Origin of the sequence: Lentzea sp. HUAS12 (genome assembly GCF_024125735.1) — a bacterium.
Classification (GTDB): Bacteria; Actinomycetota; Actinomycetes; order Mycobacteriales; family Pseudonocardiaceae; genus Lentzea; species Lentzea albida.
This window is the reverse complement of record NZ_CP099738.1, coordinates 6,424,316-6,440,070: the sequence shown is the minus strand read 5'-3', so window position 1 is coordinate 6,440,070 and position 15,755 is coordinate 6,424,316. Positions and strand designations below refer to the sequence as shown.

At 68.7% G+C, this 15,755-nt stretch carries 19 protein-coding genes; 6 read left to right on the top strand and 13 right to left on the bottom strand.

The window, feature by feature from the left end; translation table 11 throughout:
• Nucleotides 1–189 precede the first annotated feature (189 nt).
• Complete coding sequence (locus tag ND450_RS29465; protein WP_253321761.1) at nucleotides 190–414, top strand: hypothetical protein; 225 nt, start codon at nucleotides 190–192, stop codon at nucleotides 412–414.
• On the opposite strand, the gene ND450_RS29460 is transcribed toward ND450_RS29465, so the two are convergent.
• The 7 genes from ND450_RS29460 to ND450_RS29430 form a co-directional block, all read right to left on the bottom strand.
• Nucleotides 401–823, bottom strand: a complete 423-nt coding sequence (locus ND450_RS29460; RefSeq protein ID WP_253321760.1) for a hypothetical protein — start codon at nucleotides 821–823, stop codon at nucleotides 401–403. The two genes, ND450_RS29465 and ND450_RS29460, sit on opposite strands and share 14 nt — an antisense overlap.
• The gene (locus ND450_RS29455) at nucleotides 789–1,205 is read right to left on the bottom strand and encodes a hypothetical protein (protein WP_253321759.1); all 417 of its coding nucleotides are present in this window, start codon (nucleotides 1,203–1,205) and stop codon (nucleotides 789–791) included. The genes ND450_RS29460 and ND450_RS29455 overlap by 35 nt, the downstream gene beginning before the upstream one ends.
• Nucleotides 1,202–1,615 carry a hypothetical protein gene (locus tag ND450_RS29450; RefSeq protein WP_253321758.1) on the bottom strand — a complete coding sequence of 138 codons (414 nt, stop codon included), beginning with the start codon at nucleotides 1,613–1,615 and terminating at the stop codon, nucleotides 1,202–1,204. Before ND450_RS29450 ends, ND450_RS29455 begins: the two co-directional genes overlap by 4 nt.
• 39 nt (nucleotides 1,616–1,654) lie before the next feature.
• Complete coding sequence (locus ND450_RS29445; protein ID WP_253321757.1) at nucleotides 1,655–2,023, bottom strand: hypothetical protein; 369 nt, start codon at nucleotides 2,021–2,023, stop codon at nucleotides 1,655–1,657.
• A gap of 16 nt (nucleotides 2,024–2,039) precedes the next feature.
• Nucleotides 2,040–2,984 (bottom strand): septation protein SepH, encoded by a 945-nt coding sequence (sepH, locus tag ND450_RS29440; protein ID WP_089908862.1) that lies wholly within the window; start codon nucleotides 2,982–2,984, stop codon nucleotides 2,040–2,042.
• Nucleotides 2,985–3,085: 101 nt separating this feature from the next.
• Nucleotides 3,086–4,228, bottom strand: a complete 1,143-nt coding sequence (locus ND450_RS29435) for a HAMP domain-containing sensor histidine kinase (protein ID WP_253321756.1) — start codon at nucleotides 4,226–4,228, stop codon at nucleotides 3,086–3,088.
• The gene (locus ND450_RS29430; RefSeq protein ID WP_253321755.1) at nucleotides 4,225–4,884 is read right to left on the bottom strand and encodes a response regulator transcription factor; all 660 of its coding nucleotides are present in this window, start codon (nucleotides 4,882–4,884) and stop codon (nucleotides 4,225–4,227) included. The genes ND450_RS29435 and ND450_RS29430 overlap by 4 nt, the downstream gene beginning before the upstream one ends.
• A gap of 89 nt (nucleotides 4,885–4,973) precedes the next feature.
• On the opposite strand from ND450_RS29430, the gene ND450_RS29425 reads away from it, so the two are divergent.
• The 4 genes from ND450_RS29425 to ND450_RS29410 all read left to right on the top strand — a co-directional run bounded on the left by ND450_RS29425 (nucleotide 4,974) and on the right by ND450_RS29410 (nucleotide 8,521).
• A complete protein-coding gene (locus tag ND450_RS29425) occupies nucleotides 4,974–5,465 on the top strand; it encodes a hypothetical protein (RefSeq protein WP_253321754.1) in 492 nt (163 codons plus the stop codon).
• Nucleotides 5,466–5,473: 8 nt separating this feature from the next.
• Complete coding sequence (locus tag ND450_RS29420; RefSeq protein WP_253321753.1) at nucleotides 5,474–6,514, top strand: peptidoglycan-binding domain-containing protein; 1,041 nt, start codon at nucleotides 5,474–5,476, stop codon at nucleotides 6,512–6,514.
• The gene (locus ND450_RS29415) at nucleotides 6,511–7,161 is read left to right on the top strand and encodes an ABC transporter ATP-binding protein (protein WP_253321752.1); all 651 of its coding nucleotides are present in this window, start codon (nucleotides 6,511–6,513) and stop codon (nucleotides 7,159–7,161) included. Before ND450_RS29420 ends, ND450_RS29415 begins: the two co-directional genes overlap by 4 nt.
• A 247-nt stretch (nucleotides 7,162–7,408) precedes the next feature.
• Nucleotides 7,409–8,521: an ABC transporter permease gene (locus ND450_RS29410; RefSeq protein WP_253328023.1), complete on the top strand. Its 1,113-nt coding sequence runs from the start codon at nucleotides 7,409–7,411 to the stop codon at nucleotides 8,519–8,521.
• Between the two features lie 52 nt (nucleotides 8,522–8,573).
• On the opposite strand, the gene serC is transcribed toward ND450_RS29410, so the two are convergent.
• The 5 genes from serC to ND450_RS29385 form a co-directional block, all read right to left on the bottom strand.
• Nucleotides 8,574–9,701, bottom strand: coding sequence for a phosphoserine transaminase (serC, locus tag ND450_RS29405; protein ID WP_253321751.1), 1,128 nt, complete (start codon nucleotides 9,699–9,701; stop codon nucleotides 8,574–8,576).
• Between the two features lie 262 nt (nucleotides 9,702–9,963).
• Nucleotides 9,964–10,794, bottom strand: coding sequence for a hypothetical protein (locus ND450_RS29400; RefSeq protein WP_253321750.1), 831 nt, complete (start codon nucleotides 10,792–10,794; stop codon nucleotides 9,964–9,966).
• Nucleotides 10,795–11,017: 223 nt separating this feature from the next.
• A complete protein-coding gene (locus ND450_RS29395; protein ID WP_253321749.1) occupies nucleotides 11,018–11,620 on the bottom strand; it encodes a response regulator transcription factor in 603 nt (200 codons plus the stop codon).
• On the bottom strand, nucleotides 11,617–12,672 hold the full coding sequence (locus tag ND450_RS29390) for a sensor histidine kinase (protein WP_253321748.1): 1,056 nt from the start codon (nucleotides 12,670–12,672) through the stop codon (nucleotides 11,617–11,619). Before ND450_RS29390 ends, ND450_RS29395 begins: the two co-directional genes overlap by 4 nt.
• Complete coding sequence (locus tag ND450_RS29385) at nucleotides 12,651–13,466, bottom strand: ABC transporter permease (RefSeq protein WP_253321747.1); 816 nt, start codon at nucleotides 13,464–13,466, stop codon at nucleotides 12,651–12,653. Before ND450_RS29385 ends, ND450_RS29390 begins: the two co-directional genes overlap by 22 nt.
• A gap of 161 nt (nucleotides 13,467–13,627) precedes the next feature.
• Between ND450_RS29385 and ND450_RS29380 the strand changes: the two genes are divergently transcribed.
• Nucleotides 13,628–14,842, top strand: a complete 1,215-nt coding sequence (locus ND450_RS29380; protein WP_253321746.1) for a transposase — start codon at nucleotides 13,628–13,630, stop codon at nucleotides 14,840–14,842.
• A gap of 10 nt (nucleotides 14,843–14,852) precedes the next feature.
• Here ND450_RS29380 and ND450_RS29375 read toward each other — a convergent pair whose 3' ends face one another.
• Entirely contained in the window at nucleotides 14,853–15,677 is an 825-nt protein-coding gene (locus tag ND450_RS29375; RefSeq protein ID WP_089908883.1) for an ABC transporter ATP-binding protein, read from the bottom strand.
• Nucleotides 15,678–15,755: the final 78 nt, after the last annotated feature.

Below are 15,755 nucleotides of genomic sequence, written 5' to 3'. Positions count from 1 at the left end.
TGCGGCCGCACGTACGGCCACAACCTCCGCAAGGTCTGAATTGTCGAGTTACGTTGATCGCTCACGCGACGAGCCCCCTCCAGGTCCTCTCCAAAGTACGAAGGAGGACCGACAGTCAGCATCCGGTTTTTCTCCCCACCGGAGCCTCCCGGCTCGACTTAGGTCGAGGTCAAGGGCACGATGACCACCATGACGCGGTTTCTGCGAACCGAGCAGACGATGGCGTTTCCACACGGACGGCTCATCGCTTCACGCGACGGGGTGAACTACGTGCTCGCCCCCGACGGCTGGGATCACCTGGCGGGTCCACGCCCGAGGAAGGCGGTGCTCGTCTCCCGGGAGGACGCCGAGGACTGGTGCGAACGCGAGGGCTGGGACCTGAACCTGCTCGACGAGGTGCCTACGCCCTCTTGAAGGTGAACAGGCCGACGAGGCCGTAGGCGACGGCCGCGAGCAACGCCTCGGCGTGGTGCCGGTTGGTGAACCACGCCATCGCGGGTTCGTGCAGCTTGAAGTAGAGCCCGACGCCCAGCACGACCGGCCCGAGCAGGATGATCGGCCACACCGGCCGCACCCCGAAGACCCACAGGAGCGGCCCGGCCAGCACGAGGGACGACACGAGCGCGATCGGCAGTCCGATCAGCACCAGCAGCAGGAACGTCGACATCGACGTGCTGTCGAGCCACGACTTGAGGAAGCCCGACTCGTAGGCCCACGTCCACCCGAGCACCAGCCCGGCGCCGACGGCCATCGACAGCACGACCCGGAACAGCAGCCGGCGTCCCGTCCTACCCGTCCTGCCCGCGGTGCTCTGCTCCGTCACGCCTCCCACGGTAACCAGCGGTCACCACCGAGGCCAAGGCGTAGGCGCAAGCCGTCGCGATCGCCACCACGAAGATCCCGCTGGACTCCGGCAGCTGGATCCGCACGAACCGCAGGCTGAACGTGCTGATGATCAGCAGCAACACGGCACCGGCGGTCCCCAGCGCGGCGGTCCGCCCGGCGACGGGGAACCGCACGAGCCGCAGCAGCCCCCATCCGACGACACCCCAGACGACCACGAGCGCCGGAAGGAGGATGAACAACGCGAAGAGGGCGCACCCGAGCCCGCTTTCGGGGCACGGCAGGTCACCGGCGGGCTCGACCGACGCGAACCACCCAGCCCCGCACACCGCCCCGACGCCCGCTGCCCACGCTTGCCTCACACGGCCTCCCGCCTCGATCCGCTGATCATGCCCGCGAACCCGTAGGCGACGCACGGCACCACGACCGCGGCACCCAGGACGAAGAAATCCCCGTCCTCCTGGACCAGGTCCAGGTAGGTGTACCGCAACCACAGGACCGCCAGGAGCAGAACGACCCACAGCACGCCGCCGATCGAGGTCGCGAGCCACCCGCGTTCCTGCCGCGCGACCCGGAACCCCGCCCAGATCAACACCCCGGCGATCACCATCCAGGCACCGAAGGTCAGGGGGAGGGCCAGCAGCTGCGAGTCGCCGCACCCGGTGCGGCCCGGGCGCAGGTAGCAGTACCTCGTGAGTGCCTCGAGCGTCAGCGCCACCCCGGCGCCCGCGACCGCTCCGGCGCACGCCCCCACGACTGTGCGTGACAACATGCGCCCAGAACTACTCGATCAAGGCGCTTCGCGGGCAGATCAGCCCGAAGTCTCCACAGGACCTTCACGACGCGCGCCCGTCAGCACGGCGATCAACGCGTACAGCGCGGCGAACACCGCGAACGCCACGAAGGTGACGCCCAGCAACAACACCATCGCGACCACCGCCATGAGGGTCGCGGGCACGGCCACCAGCCATGCCCGCGACACCTTCAGTGATCGCAGTGCGAGCCCGCCCACCACCGACCCCGCCACGGCGAAGACCGGTATCGAGGTCACGAAGGCCCCGAGGCAGCCCCAGTCGTCCTTGGTGCACACAGCTCCCGAGGCGAGGAGCTCGAACAGTCCCCACCAGGCCAGCCCGAGGAGTGCACCCACTCCGGCAGCCAGCGCGACACGACGTCCCACGGCGTCAGCTTCTCACTCAGCGGTTCGACCGCACGCCCAGTAAAACGTCTTCCCACGAAGGAACGATGGGGTGGTTCTTCTTCCCCCGCTTCGGAGGAGGGTCCTTGCGGACCGGCTTCTCCGCGGCGGGCTCCTGCTCCTTCTTCACCGGCGGTGCCGGTGCGGCGGGAACGGGAGCGGGCTCAGGCTCGGGCTGCTTCTCCTGGACGACCGGCTTCTCGGCGACGACCGGTGCCGCCACGGGGGCGGGCGCCTGCGCCGGAACCGTCGGTGCCGGCGGCTCCTCCATCACGGGGATGGGAGGGAGCACCGGAGTTGCTTCGAGGGCCTGTCGCGCGAGCTGCGTCACCGGACGCACCGTGCGCAGCGTGCGGTTCGGGTTCGGGTCCATCAGGTCGACGGCCGCGTCGTCGAGCGCCGTGACCGTGCCGCCCTGGGCACCCGGGTGGAACGCCCAGTGCGCGCGGTTGTCCGAACGCCCGGTCGTCCAGTGCAGCTGCACGATCCAGCGGCCGTCGTCGCCCTTCCACGAGTCCCACTTCGTGTCGGACAGGTCGTGGCCGCGCAGGCCGAACGAGTGCGCGACGACCTCACCGAGCGTCTGCACGTCCGGGCCGTCCTCGCGGACCGGGTGCGCGCGCTGGGCCATGTCGGCCGTGCGCGAGCGCTCCAGCAGGACGGGGTAGGCGAAGCGCTCGATGCGGTGCGCCGGCATGCCCGCAGCGGCCGCGACCTGCTCGATCGACTCGCCGGCGCGGATGCGGGACTGGATCTCGCGCGGCCGCATCTGGGCCTCGCCGGACTCGATCTGCATCTGGCCGAGGCGCGCGAGGTCACCGCGCAGGGCCGCCCGAAGACGCTCGTCCGCGGGGAGCGTGAAGCGCTCGCCGCGGTTTTCGGGGTCCTCGAGGATGACGGACTTGCCGTCCTCGTCGAGCCCGATGACTCGCAGCGCTCGCATCGTGGCCTCCCTGAATTCGCACCTCGCCAGCAGACAACGTTAGGACAACGAGCCCTCCACGAGTGGGAGACTCGCCGATATCTCTACGTGATCTTGCCAGTTCACGAGGGTTGCCGCACGCCCGTTTCCGGAAGGTTCACGTGGACCACCAGTCCTCCTCCCCCGTTCGGACGAGCCTTCACCGAACCGTGGTGAGCTCTCGCCACGGACTGCACGATCGACAGCCCGAGGCCCGATCCGGCGGTCCCCGTCCGGTCGCGCAGACGTCGGAAGGGTTCGAACAACCCGGGTACTGCCTGGGCAGGCACGGTGGGACCGGTGTTGGAGACGATCAGTTCTCGATCAAGCTCGACGGTGACGGAGCCGCCCGGCTCGTTGTAGAGGACCGCGTTGCGCAACAGGTTGCCGACCAGGTGGGCAAGTAAGACCGGATCACCGTCCACCAGATACCTGCGCGACCGAACTCCAAACGTGACCTTTTTCTCCGCGGCGAGTGCCGCGCACGTCTCGATTTCGTCGTCGAGCACCTCGTCCAGCCACACGAGCTCACGCGTGGCGAGCCCGCGGTCACTGCGAGCGAGCAGCAACAGCCCGTCGATGAGCTTCTCGCTCCGTTCGTTCGTGTCGAGCAGGTGCGCCCCGAGGCGGCGGATGTCGTCGGACGCGTCCGGAGCGCCCAGCGCCACCTCGATCAGCGTCCGCTGCACCGCCAGCGGCGTGCGCAGCTCGTGCGAGGCGTTCGCGACGAACCGCTTCTGGCTGTCGAACGACGACGCGAGCCGGTCGAGCATGCCGTCGAAGGTGTCCGCCAGCTCCTTGAGCTCGTCCGGCGGCCCGTCCAGCTCGATCCGCCGGTCCAGCTGCTCCGCCTCCAGCCGGTGGGCGGTGGAGGTGATCGACTGCAGCGGCGCCAGCACCCGTCCGGCCACGACCCAGCCGAGCCAGACCGCGATCACCGCGGCGACCAGCAACGCGATGACCGACTGCCACAGGACGGTGTTCATCGTGTCCGCGGCGAAGTCCGCGCCGCTGACCACCAGGGTGTCCGCGGGCAGGCCCCCCGCCTCGACCGCCGCGACGCCGGGGTACGTCGCGCCCGCCTCGGTGGGCAGCGCGCGGGACACGGCCATCCCCTCCAGCGGCATCCACTCGGCGAGCAACCAGTAGTTGAGGCCGATCAGCGCGATGCCCGCGATCAGGAACACCCCGGCGTACCAGGCCGTCAGCCTGGTCCTGAGCTTCACGAGCCGAACCGGTAGCCGGCGCCGGGCACGGTCTCGATGACCTGCGGCGCGCCCAGCTTGCGGCGCAGCGTCATCACCGCCACCCGCACGGCGTTGGTGAACGGGTCCGCGTGCTCGTCCCAGGCCTTCTCCAACAGCTCCTCGGCACTCACGACGTTGCCCTCCGCCCGCATCAGCACCTCCAGCACCGCGAACTCCTTCGGCGAGAGGGGCAGGAACCTCCCCTCCCGCATCGCCTGGTGCCGCGGCAGGTCGAGCGTCACGCCCGCCCGGTGGAGCACCGGCGGCAGCGCGGGACGAGCCCGGCGGCCCAGCGCCTGCACACGGGCCACGAGCTCGGCGAACGCGAACGGCTTGGTCAGGTAGTCGTCGGCGCCGAGCCCCAGCCCGGCCACCCGGTCGTCCACCTCGGCCGCCGCCGTCAGCATCAGCACCCGCGCCTCGCCGCCGGTCGCGTGCACCGCCTTGCACACCTCGTCCCCGTGCACGAGCGGCAGATCGCGGTCGAGCACCACGACGTCGTACGCGTGCACCCCCACGCGTTCCAACGCCGCCTCGCCGTCGTAGCAGACGTCGACCGCCATCGAGAACCTGCGCAGCCCCTCGGCGATCGTGTCCGCGAGCAGCTGTTCGTCCTCGACCACCAGCACACGCATGACGCCCATTTTCCGGGGAACGGGCATAAGCGCCGGATAAGCCCTTTCGCTTAACGCCGCCGAATGACGGCCTCCGTAGACCTGTCGCCATGAAAACCACCATCGCAGTGCTGCTGGGCCTGCTGCTGGCGCTCACCGCCTGCGGGTCGAAGGACCAGCCGGCCGACGCCGAGAAGGACGAGAAGGGCGACTCGATCCAGTTCGCCAAGTGCATGCGGGAGAACGGTGTCGACATGCCGGATCCGAGCGAGGACGGCGGCGGTGTCGGCATCACGATCGGCGGCGAGGGCGGGCTCGACCCGGAGAAGATGAAGACCGCGCACGAGGCGTGCAAGAAGTTCCTGCCCAACGGTGGCGAGTTCAAGCCGCCGTCGCCCGAGGACCAGGACAAGATGCGCCAGCAGGCGAAGTGCATGCGGGACAAGGGCTACAACTGGCCGGACCCGCAGTTCGAGGGTGGCGTCGGCCAGCCGCTGGAGCCGATCGAGCTGCCCGACATGGAGGACGAGAAGGTCAAGCAGGACATGAAGGACTGCGGCCTCGGTGAAGGTGGCATGGTCGCGGCGAGGCCCGTCGGATGAAGCGCCGCGTGAACAGGAAGATCGTCATCGCCGCTCTCGTCGCCGCCGTGGTGCTCGGCACCGGCGGGGTCGTGGTGCTCACGAGGATCGCGTCCAACCAGGCCAACGCCGCCCCGTTGCAGAACGACCCGGCGAAGACCGCGGCCGTGAAGAAGACGAACCTCGCCGACCAGCAGTCGGTGACCGGCCAGCTCGGCTTCGGCGCGGAACGGCCACTGGCCAGCCGGAAAAGCGGCACGGTCACCGGCCTGCCGAAGCAGGGCGACGTCATCGAGCAGGGCAAGCCGGTGTTCCACGCGGACGCCAAGCCGGTGCCGCTGTTCTACGGCCAGATGCCGCTCTACCGCGACCTCGAGCAGGGCATGTCGAACGGACCCGACGTCAAGGTGGTGGAGGAGAACCTCGCCGCACTGGGGTTCAAGGACTTCGGCGCCCCCGACGAGAAGTTCACCTACTACACGGCCACCGCGCTGAAGAAGTGGCAGAAGGCCAACGGCCTGGAGCAGACCGGAAAGCTCGGCTCCGGCGACGTGATCGTGCAGCCGGGAGCGGTCCGCGTCGCGTCGGTGACGGGCCAGCTCGGCGCCCCCGCGGGCGGTGACCTGCTGAAGGTCACCGGCACCGAGCGCGCCGTGACCGTCGAGCTCGACTCGGCCAAGCAGCGCCTCGCCAAGCAGGGCGAGAAGGTCGAGCTGTCGATCTCCGGCGGCAAGCCCACCACCGGCACGATCACCGGCATCACCCGCACCGCGGGCGACCCGAACCAGGGTTCCAAGCCGAAGATCGTGCTGACGATCTCCGTCGACGACCCCAAGGCGGCGGAAGGCCTGGACACGGCCAACGTGACGGCGTTGTTCACGGTGTCGAAGAAGCAGGGCGTGCTCGCGGTCCCGATCGGCGCGCTGCTCGCGTTGAACGAGGGCGGCTACGGCGTGGTCACCGAGGACGGCAGGACCATCCCGGTCACCGTCGGCATCTTCGCCAAGGGACAGGTCGAGGTGCAGGGCGAGGGCCTGGCCGAGGGCATGAAGGTGGTGACCACGGAGTGATCACCGTCGACCACGCGAGCAGGACCTACCCCGGTGGCGTGCAGGCGTTGCGCGACGTCTCCCTGACCGTCGGGGGCGGGGAGCTGCTCGCGATCGTGGGGCCGTCCGGGTCGGGCAAGTCGACGCTGCTGCACCTGATGGGCACGCTCGACAAGCCGACCGCGGGCAAGGTCGAGATCGACGGCCACGACATCTCGACCATGTCCGACAACGCGTTGTCGGCGCTGCGGGCCCGCACGATCGGGTTCGTGTTCCAGCAGTTCTTCCTCACCGAGGGGCTGTCCGCGATCGAGAACGTGGCCGCGGGCCTCGTCTACGCCGGTGTGCCGCGCTCGAAGCGACGGGCTCTCGCGATGTCCGCCCTGGACAGGGTCGGCCTGATCCACCGGGCGCTGCACAAGCCGCACGAGCTGTCCGGCGGCGAACGCCAGCGCGTCGCGATCGCCCGCGCCGTCGTGAACACGCCGGGCATCCTGCTGGCCGACGAGCCGACAGGGAACCTGGACACGAAGAACGGCGCCGGCGTGCTGGAGTTGTTGGAAAGCCTCAACTCCGACGGCACGACGGTCGTGATGATCACGCACGACCGGGACATCGCGGCCTGGGCGCCGCGCCGCGTCGAGGTCCGCGACGGGGTGATCGTATGACTCCCACGCTCCGGGCCTTACCGCCTGACAGCAGCTCCGCAGGCATCGACGGCGAGCAGGGCCGCCGATCGCACCAACAACGTGCTGGTGCGATGCAAGAAGTCGTGCCACGCGTCTCGCACCTCGCGGTGGGCACGGGTGCCCTTCGCCTTGTGCCGGTTGTCGCTGCCACGGCGGCGACCTCCCGGACGCGGGTTCTCGTCGGGAGGGCGTTGTGATCGACCTGCTGCGACTCGGTTTCTTCGGGATGCGGACCCGCCCGATCCGCGCCGTGCTCTCCGCCCTGGGCATCGCGATCGGCATCGCCGCGGTGGTCGCGGTGGTCGGCATCCCGGCCTCCAGCGCGGCGGCGTTGCAGGAGAAGATGTCCAGACTGGGCACCAACCTCCTGACCGCCGCGCCCGGCCAGGACTTCTTCGGCCAGGACGCGAAGCTGCCGGAGACGGCGGTGCCGATGGCCAAGCGGATCGGCGCGGTGTCGGCGGCCAGCGCCACCGGCAAGATCTCCGCGAACGCCCGCAAGAACGACCTCGTGCCGGCCAGCGACACGCTCGGCCTGCAGGTGCAGGCGGCGGAGCAGGACCTGCTGAAGGTGCTGAACGCCGAGGTCCGCGCGGGCCGCTGGCTGTCGTCGGGCGAGAAGGCGGTGGTGCTCGGGGGCACCGCGGCCTCGCGCCTCGGCATCGACGAACCCGGTGTGCAGCTGTGGATCGACGGGCAGTGGTTCACCGTCGTCGGCGTCCTCGGCCCGCTGCCGCTCTCGCCGGAGATCGACCGCTCGGTGCTGATCGGCTGGGACGCGGCAAAGGAGGCGTTCGGGTTCGAGGGCCACGCGAACACGGTCTACGTGCGCACGACGCCCGACCAGGTCGACAACGTCCGCACCCTGCTCGGCCCGACGCTGAACCCGGAGAAGTCCAACGAGGTCAAGGTTTCCCGGCCGTCCGAGGCGCTGGAGGCGCAGCAGCTGGCCGAGAGTTCCTACAACGCGCTGTTCCTGGGCCTGGGCGGAGTCGCGTTGTTGGTGGGTGGCGTCGGCGTGGCGAACACGATGGTGATCTCTGTGCTGGAACGCCGGAGGGAGATCGGTCTGCGGCGGGCGCTCGGGGCGACCCGCAGGCAGATCAGGTGGCAGTTCCTGACCGAGTCGGTGCTGCTGTCCGGCCTCGGCGGACTGGTCGGCGTGATCGTGGGAATCGCGGTCACGGCCGGATATTCGATCAGTCAGCACTGGCCTGCGGCACTGCCGTGGCCGGCCCTGCTCGGGGGAGCGGGCTCGGCGGTCCTCATCGGCGCCATCGCCGGCGTCTACCCGGCGGTGCGGGCGGCACGCCAGTCGCCCACGGAGGCACTTGCCTGAAAAGCCCTGGGGCGCACCGGAAACTCGGTGCGCCCCAGGTGTGCTCGCGGTGTCAGAGCTGGCCGACGACCCAGTCGATCGCCTGCGTGAGGATCGTGACGTCGTCCGGCTCGATGGCCGGGAACATCGCGACGCGCAGCTGGTTCTTGCCGAGCTTGCGGTACGGCTCGACGTCCACGACGCCGTTGGCGCGCAACACCTTCGCCACGGTCGCCGCGTCGACGTCGTCAGCGAAGTTGATCGTGCCGACCACCTGCGACCGGTCGGCGGCCTTCTCGACGTACGGCGTGGTGTACGCGGTCTTCTCGGCCCACGAGTACAGCCGGTCGCTGCTGTCCTTGGTGCGCGCGACGGCCCAGTCGAGGCCGCCGTTGCCGTTGATCCAGTCGATCTGGTGCGCCAGCAGGAACAGCGTGGCGACCGACGGCGTGTTGTACGTCTGGTCCTTCGTGGAGTTGTCGAGCGCCGTCGGCAGCGACAGGAACTCCGGCACCCACCGGTCCTTCAGCTCCTCGACGCGCTCCAGCGCCTTCGGCGACATCAGCGCGAGCCACAGACCACCGTCGCTCGCGAACGACTTCTGCGGCGCGAAGTAGTAGACGTCGAAGTCCTCGGCCTTGACCGGCAGACCACCGGCACCGGAGGTGGCGTCGATCGCGATCAGCGCGTCGCCCGAACCCTCGATCCGGGTCACGGGCATCGCGACACCGGTCGACGTCTCGTTCTGCGCCCAGCCGACCAGGTCGGCGCCCTCGGCGTAGAACAGCTCGGGCGCGGTGCCCGGCTCGGCCTTGGTGACCAGCGAGTCCTTCAGGAACGGCGCGGTCTGCGTGACCTTCGCGAACTTGGAGGAGAACTCACCGTTGGTGAAGTGCTGGGCGGTCTCGCGCACGAGCCCGAAGGACGCCGCGTCCCAGAACGCCGTGGTGCCGCCGTTGCCGAGCACGACCTCGTAGCCCTCGGGCAGCTGGAACAGGTCGCGCAGTCCGGAGCGGACACGGCCGACGAGGTTCTTGACGGGCTTCTGCCGGTGCGAGGTGCCGAGCAGCGCGGCACCCTCGGTGGCGAGGGCCTGCACGGCCTCGGGACGCACCTTGGACGGTCCACAGCCGAAGCGGCCGTCAGACGGCTTGAGCTCGGCTGGAAGCACCAACGAGGTCGGATCGGCGGTCTGGGTCATGTGGTCACGCCTCCGGGGCGGTGGACGAGCTGAACGGGACCTGACCGGCGCCGTTGCCGGAGTTCACAGTGTTGCAGGCCGGTGGCCGGCAGGTGACAGCCGGGTGTCCTGGGTCACTTCGGGCCCCGCCCCCAAGTTGATCTTGTGTGCGAACCCTGCTAGATGTTATCGGTCAAAATTTCCACGAGCTACGGAGAACGCTGGTGTCGAGGCTGTGTGTAGGCGGCAATAGTGGGACGTCCGACGAAGACGAGTGACCACTTCACCGCGACCTCGATGGGCGGCGTGACTCCTTCAACTGCAACCGAATCCCGCCGCGTTGACGTATGGGTAGCTCCGACAGCTTGAAACTGATCGTTTCTCTGCCGTCGTCGTCCACTTTTCGTCGCCATCGAAGTCCAGAAACAACTTCGGTCCTGCCATAAGGTTCGACGACCACCTCGATTCCCTTCGGCAGTACCACCCGATAGGTCGCGCGCCTGATCGGTTGCCGGTACATGAGTCCGAACTCGTCGGGTGTGCCGTTCAACAACGGCGCGCACCTCTTCGGCCAATCGAGGTCGATGTCGATCGACACCTCGGAGTTCGCCGGTGGTGGCGTGTGGAAGTGCACGATCGCCGCCATGGCCCCGTCTCTCGGCCATGATGACGTGGTGCGCAAGGTGGTCCCTGCCGATCCGTCGACCAGCAGGTTGCGCACCGTCATGCGGACTCGGTGCCGGTAGCGGGACGGCTGAGGCCATCCGCTGTCGAAGCGCATCCTGATGAACCACAGGTCGTCGTGCGCCGCCTTGACCCTGATCTTCATCCTGGTGTGCGCGTCGCCGTTGTCGTCGATCGTGATCGTCTCGTCCCAGTCGACGACCTCGTACGAGGGTCGCGTGGCGTCGAGGAGCTTGCAGTAGTGGGACACCAGGTCTTTGTGGACCTCGAGGTCGCGTTGTCCTGACTTGAGACGCGTCACGAGTGCGATCCCGGCTGCGGTGATCACGAGCACGGCGGTGACCAGAGCGCCGGCTTTCACGGCTGTGCTGCCGAGAACCGCGCCGATCAGCACGGCGAACGACATCAGGCCGACAGCGGCTTTCGCCACTGCCGGCGGGCCGTGAGCGCGGAGGAATTCCTCCAGGAAGAGAATCGTCTCTCGCAGCACCTGTCCCCCCGACTGATGTTGCGAACAGTGCGATCACTGCCCGTTATCGTCGAATGAACAGATTGTCGCGCCGATTTCCGGTTCGTCAGACGGCGGCACTCGAACGGTCGCCTGGGCGGCCTGGTGTTTCACTGATCTGCCGTAGCTCCATCACGTTCCGCGTCTACTGCAGCATGCCGCGATCCATCGCGGTGGTGACCGCCGCCGTGCGATCGGAGACGCCCAGTTTGTTGAACACCCGCAACAAGTGGGTCTTCACCGTCGCCTCGGAAATGAACAGACTCCGTCCGATCTCAACATTGGACAACCCCTTGGCGACCAGTTTCAGCACCTCCACCTCCCGAACTGACAGAGGCGGCGTCCTGACCTGCCCGACCACCTTCGCCACCATCGAAGGAGCCAGCACCGTCTCCCCGCGCGCCGCCGCCCGAATGGCCGCGATCAGGTCCTCGGTGGTCGAGTCCTTCAACAGGTACCCGGAAGCCCCAGCTTCCACCGCGCGAAGAATGTCCGAATCCGTCTCGTACGTCGTCAACACGAGAACCCGAGGCCCCGTCCCCACGATCCGAGCGGTCGCGGCCACCCCGTCCATCTCGGGCATCCGCAGGTCCATCAGCACCACGTCCGGCTTCAACGAGGCGGCCTGAGCGATCGCCTCCTGGCCGGAGCCCGCGTCCCCGACCACCTCCAGGTCGTCCCCCACGAGCATCCCGCGCAGCCCCTGACGCACCACGGGGTGGTCGTCCACGAGCAAGATCCTGATCACAGCGGTACCTCCACCAACACTGACGCCCCCTCGTCCGAAGACAGCGACAGCGTCCCACCGACCTGTTCGAGCCGTGCACGCATGCCCCGCAGGCCGAAGCCCTCCGGGGCGTCGCCGAAGCCGCGGCCGTCGTCGCGCACCTCCAGCGAGACACCGTCCTCGTCGAACCTCATCACCACGTCGACGCGGGACGCCCCCGAGTGCCTCACCACGTTGGTCAGCGCCTCCTGCGCGGTCCGCAGCAGCACCACCTCGGCCGAGGTGGCCAGCGGGCGGGCGTCGCCGATCACGCGGAAGGTGGACGGCAGTGAGACGCCGGAGACCAGGCGCCGCAACGCGTCCTCCAGCGAGGAACCGTCCAAAGGCGACGGTGCGTTGGACGCGACGAGCGCTCGGGCCTCGCGGAGGTTCTCCCGGGCGGTCTGCAAAGCGAGTTCCACGTTCGGTTGGGCGCCCTGCAACAAGGTGATGATCGACGTGAAGCCCTGGGCCAGGGTGTCGTGGATCTCGGCGGACCAGCGGGCGCGTTCGGCTTCGAGGGTCAGCGCCTCGATGCGTTGCAGGAGTTCGCCGCGTTGCTCGTTCTGCTGCGCGATCCGGCTCACCGCCCAGCCGAACGCCTGGGAGAAGCCGACGATCAGCAGCGCGCCGGGCCACGGGAGCGCGGGGTCGGCGCCCGCCAGCCAGGTCAGCAGCTGCGGCGTGAAGACGAAGACCACCATCGGGAAGAACGCCCACGTCACCGGCATCATCATGTAGATCTGCGGAACGAGGCCGAACAGCGCGAACGTGGCGTTGCCGGTCAGCCAGACCGCCGGGGCCCAGAGGGCGAGCGAACCGGCCGCGTAGACGAGGCCCCGCCAGTCCTCGGCGCCCTTCCTCATCAGCCGCAGTCCGAACGCGACGAACCACGCGGAGTTCAGGACGAGCAACCCCGCCGCCGTCAGCCGGTCGGCGAGGGGGTTGGCGTCCAGCAGGACGAGGGTGATGGTGGTGACCTGGGTCAGTGCGAAGAGCACGTACCAGGTCGTCAGCGGCTGGTGTTGCTCCACTTGAACGTCCTGCTGACGAGGGCCAGGCCCACGATCGTCCACGCCCCGAGCACCAGCGCGACCTTGCCGAGCTCCCATGATCCCGCCGCCTCCATGACCGCGTAGCCGTCGTCCAGTGCGAACACCGAGCGGAAACCCTGACACACCCACTTCAGCGGGAAGAGCGAACCCACCGTGCGCAGCGACTCGGGCAGGGCCGACTGCATGATGAACACGCCGCTGAGGAACTGCAGCACGACGTACGGCAGGTTCAGCACGCCCGCCGCGCTGCGGGTGGACTTCGCGATCGAGCTCAGCGCCACGCCGATCAGCGAGCACGCGACGACGCCGAGGGAGAAGACCCAGGCGAACGTCAGCCACTTCTCCGCGCTCGAAGGCAGTTCCAGGTCGAACCGCAGCAACCCGACCACGACCAGCAACACGGCCTCGAAGAGACTCGACACGAAGACCAGGACGATCTTGCCGATGAAGTAGGACGTGAACGGCATCGGCGTGCCGCGCAGGCGCTTGAGCGTGCCGTCCTCGCGGTCGGCCACGACGCTCATGCCGAGTCCGACGAACGACGTCGAGATGATGCCGGCGCCGATCATGCTGGCCGCGAACATCTGCGCGGCGGCGGGTTCCTTCACGTACACGGTGCCGAGCAGCAGCATCAGCAGTGCGGGCAGCGAGACGGTGAAGAGGAGGTTCTCCTTCTGCCGGAAGAACTCCCGCAGCTCGCTCCCACCCCTCGCGAGACCGAGCGACAGCAGCGAGGGCAGGGCGGCCGCCTTGGACGCGACAGCGGTGGTCATGTGAGGCCTCTTTTTCTCGGATGCCCGGCCCTCGGGCCGGAGAAGAATCGATGATCCTGCGGAGCAGGGCTTGATGCGGTGATCAGTGGTCGGGCCGGCTTGCCGTGCTCGTGGATCGACCTGCTCTCAGAGCAGCGATCCGAGTGAGTACGTTGTGGAAGGTGATCGGCAGGCCGGTGAATCGTGCGTTCCGGTACCGCTTCTACCCGACCGGGGCGCAGGCGGCGGAGCTGTCGCGCACGTTCGGGTGTGTGCGCAAGGTCTACAACCTGGCGCTGCAGGCCCGCACCGAGGCGTGGACACTGAGGCAGGAGCGGATCGGCTACGCCGACACTTCGGCATTGCTGACCGCGTGGAAGAAAACCGAGGAGTTCGCGTTCCTCAACGAGGTGTCGTGTGTGCCGTTGCAACAGACGCTGCGGCACTTGCAGGCGGCGTTCACGAATTTCTTCGGCAAGCGGGCGAAGCATCCTCGGTTCAAGTCGCGCAAGAGGTCCCGTGCATGCGCGGAGTACACGCGCTCGGCGTTCCGATTTCGCGACGGACAGGTGACGCTGGCGAAGATGGCCGAGCCGCTGGACATCGTGTGGTCGCGGCCGCTGCCAGGAGGGATGGTGCCCTCGACGGTGAGCGTGTCGCGTGACGCGGCCGGTCGCTGGTTCGTGTCCCTGCTGTGCCAGGACCCGAACGTGACTGCGTTGCCCGTAGCGGACTCGGCGATCGGGATCGATGCCGGGCTGGAGCACCTGCTGACCTTCTCGACCGGGGAGAAGATCACCAACCCCCGGTACGAAGGGCGTGACCGCGAGCGGCTGGCCAAGGCTCAGCGTGCGTTGTCGCGCAAGCAGAAAGACAGCAGCAACCGGGCCAAGGCCCGGCGCCGGGCGGCGCGGATCCAAGTCCGGATAGCCGATCGGCGGCGTGACCACCTGCACAAGGTGACCACTCGGCTCGTGCGTGAGACTCAAACGCTCGTGATCGAGGATCTCGCCGTCCGCAACATGATGTCGAACCACAATCTGGCCAGGGCGATCGGGGACGCGTCTTGGTCGCAGTTCCGGAGCATGCTGGAGTACAAGGCGAACTGGTACGGCCGCACCGTGATCGCGGTGGACCGCTGGTTGCCGTCTTCCAAGCTGTGCTCGGTCTGCGGCACGCTCACCGCGAGCCTGCCGCTGCGGGTACGGACGTGGGCCTGCAGTTGTGGAGCGGCCCATGATCGGGACGTGAACGCGGCACGCAACATTTTGGCCGCCGGGCTGGCGGCGACGGTCTGTGGAGCTGACGTAGGACCTCAACGGGACACTCCGGGCGGGCGGTCGGCGATGAAGCAGAAAATCCCACGGCGCGAGCCGCAGGAATCCCCTCGTTCGTGAGGGGAAGATGTCAATTGATGAGCTCCAGGTAGACGTCTTCCAGCGACGGGCGGGTGACGGTGAGCTCGGCCAGCTCGCCGTGGCGGGACAGGTCGGCGATCACCTTGGTGGGCTCGGAGGTCCTGATCTCCTGGTGGCCGCGGTCGGACAGCCAGCGGACGGTGGCGTCGGCGTGTGCGCGGCCCCCGAGGGTCCGCGGCGTCCCCTCGGCGACGATCCGGCCGCCCGCGAGCACGGCGACGCGGTCGGCGAGCGCCTCGGCCTCGTCCAGGTAGTGCGTGGTCAGCAGGATCGTGGTGCCCTCGGAGGCGAGCAGCCTGATCAGGCCCCAGAACTGGCGCCGCGCCTCGGGGTCGAACCCGGTGGTCGGCTCGTCCAGGAACACGAGCTCCGGGCGTCCGATGATGCCGAGCGCCACGTCGAGCCTGCGCCGCTGGCCGCCGGACAGCGTGCCGGCGCGGGACTTCGCCTTCTCGGTGAGCCCGACGAGGTCGATGACCTCGTCCGGGTCACGCGGGTCGCCGTAGTACCTGGCGTAGTGGCGGACGGCCTCGCGGACCGACAACGTCGCCGCGTCGGTCGCGCTCTGCAGGACGATGCCGAGCTTCGAACGCCACTCGCGGCCGCCCCTGGCCGGGTCGACGCCCAGCACGCTGACCTCGCCGGCGTCGCGGTCGCGGTGCCCCTCCAGGATCTCGACGCTCGTGGTCTTGCCGGCGCCGTTCGGTCCGAGGACCGCGAAGACCTCACCGCGGGCGACGTCGAGGTCCACCCCTGCCACCGCCTGGTGGCCCTTGTAGGCCTTCACCAGGCCCCTCACTCGGATCGCGTTCATGTCGTAAATCCTGCGTTTTCGAGGGGGTCGCGCGGGACGACCGTGCCGCTGACCCCGGTTGTCAACCGGTCGGTGGAC

Bases quoted from the DNA above. Each gene is read 5' to 3' on its own strand.
- ND450_RS29465 (WP_253321761.1), top strand. From the start codon at position 190: ATGACGCGGTTTCTGCGAACCGAGCAGACGATGGCGTTTCCACACGGA.
- ND450_RS29450 (WP_253321758.1), bottom strand. From the start codon at position 1,615: ATGTTGTCACGCACAGTCGTGGGGGCGTGCGCCGGAGCGGTCGCGGGC.
- sepH (WP_089908862.1), bottom strand. From the start codon at position 2,984: ATGCGAGCGCTGCGAGTCATCGGGCTCGACGAGGACGGCAAGTCCGTC.
- ND450_RS29430 (WP_253321755.1), bottom strand. From the start codon at position 4,884: ATGCGTGTGCTGGTGGTCGAGGACGAACAGCTGCTCGCGGACACGATC.
- ND450_RS29425 (WP_253321754.1), top strand. From the start codon at position 4,974: ATGAAAACCACCATCGCAGTGCTGCTGGGCCTGCTGCTGGCGCTCACC.
- ND450_RS29410 (WP_253328023.1), top strand. From the start codon at position 7,409: ATGCGGACCCGCCCGATCCGCGCCGTGCTCTCCGCCCTGGGCATCGCG.
- serC (WP_253321751.1), bottom strand. From the start codon at position 9,701: ATGACCCAGACCGCCGATCCGACCTCGTTGGTGCTTCCAGCCGAGCTC.
- ND450_RS29385 (WP_253321747.1), bottom strand. From the start codon at position 13,466: ATGACCACCGCTGTCGCGTCCAAGGCGGCCGCCCTGCCCTCGCTGCTG.
- ND450_RS29375 (WP_089908883.1), bottom strand. From the start codon at position 15,677: ATGAACGCGATCCGAGTGAGGGGCCTGGTGAAGGCCTACAAGGGCCAC.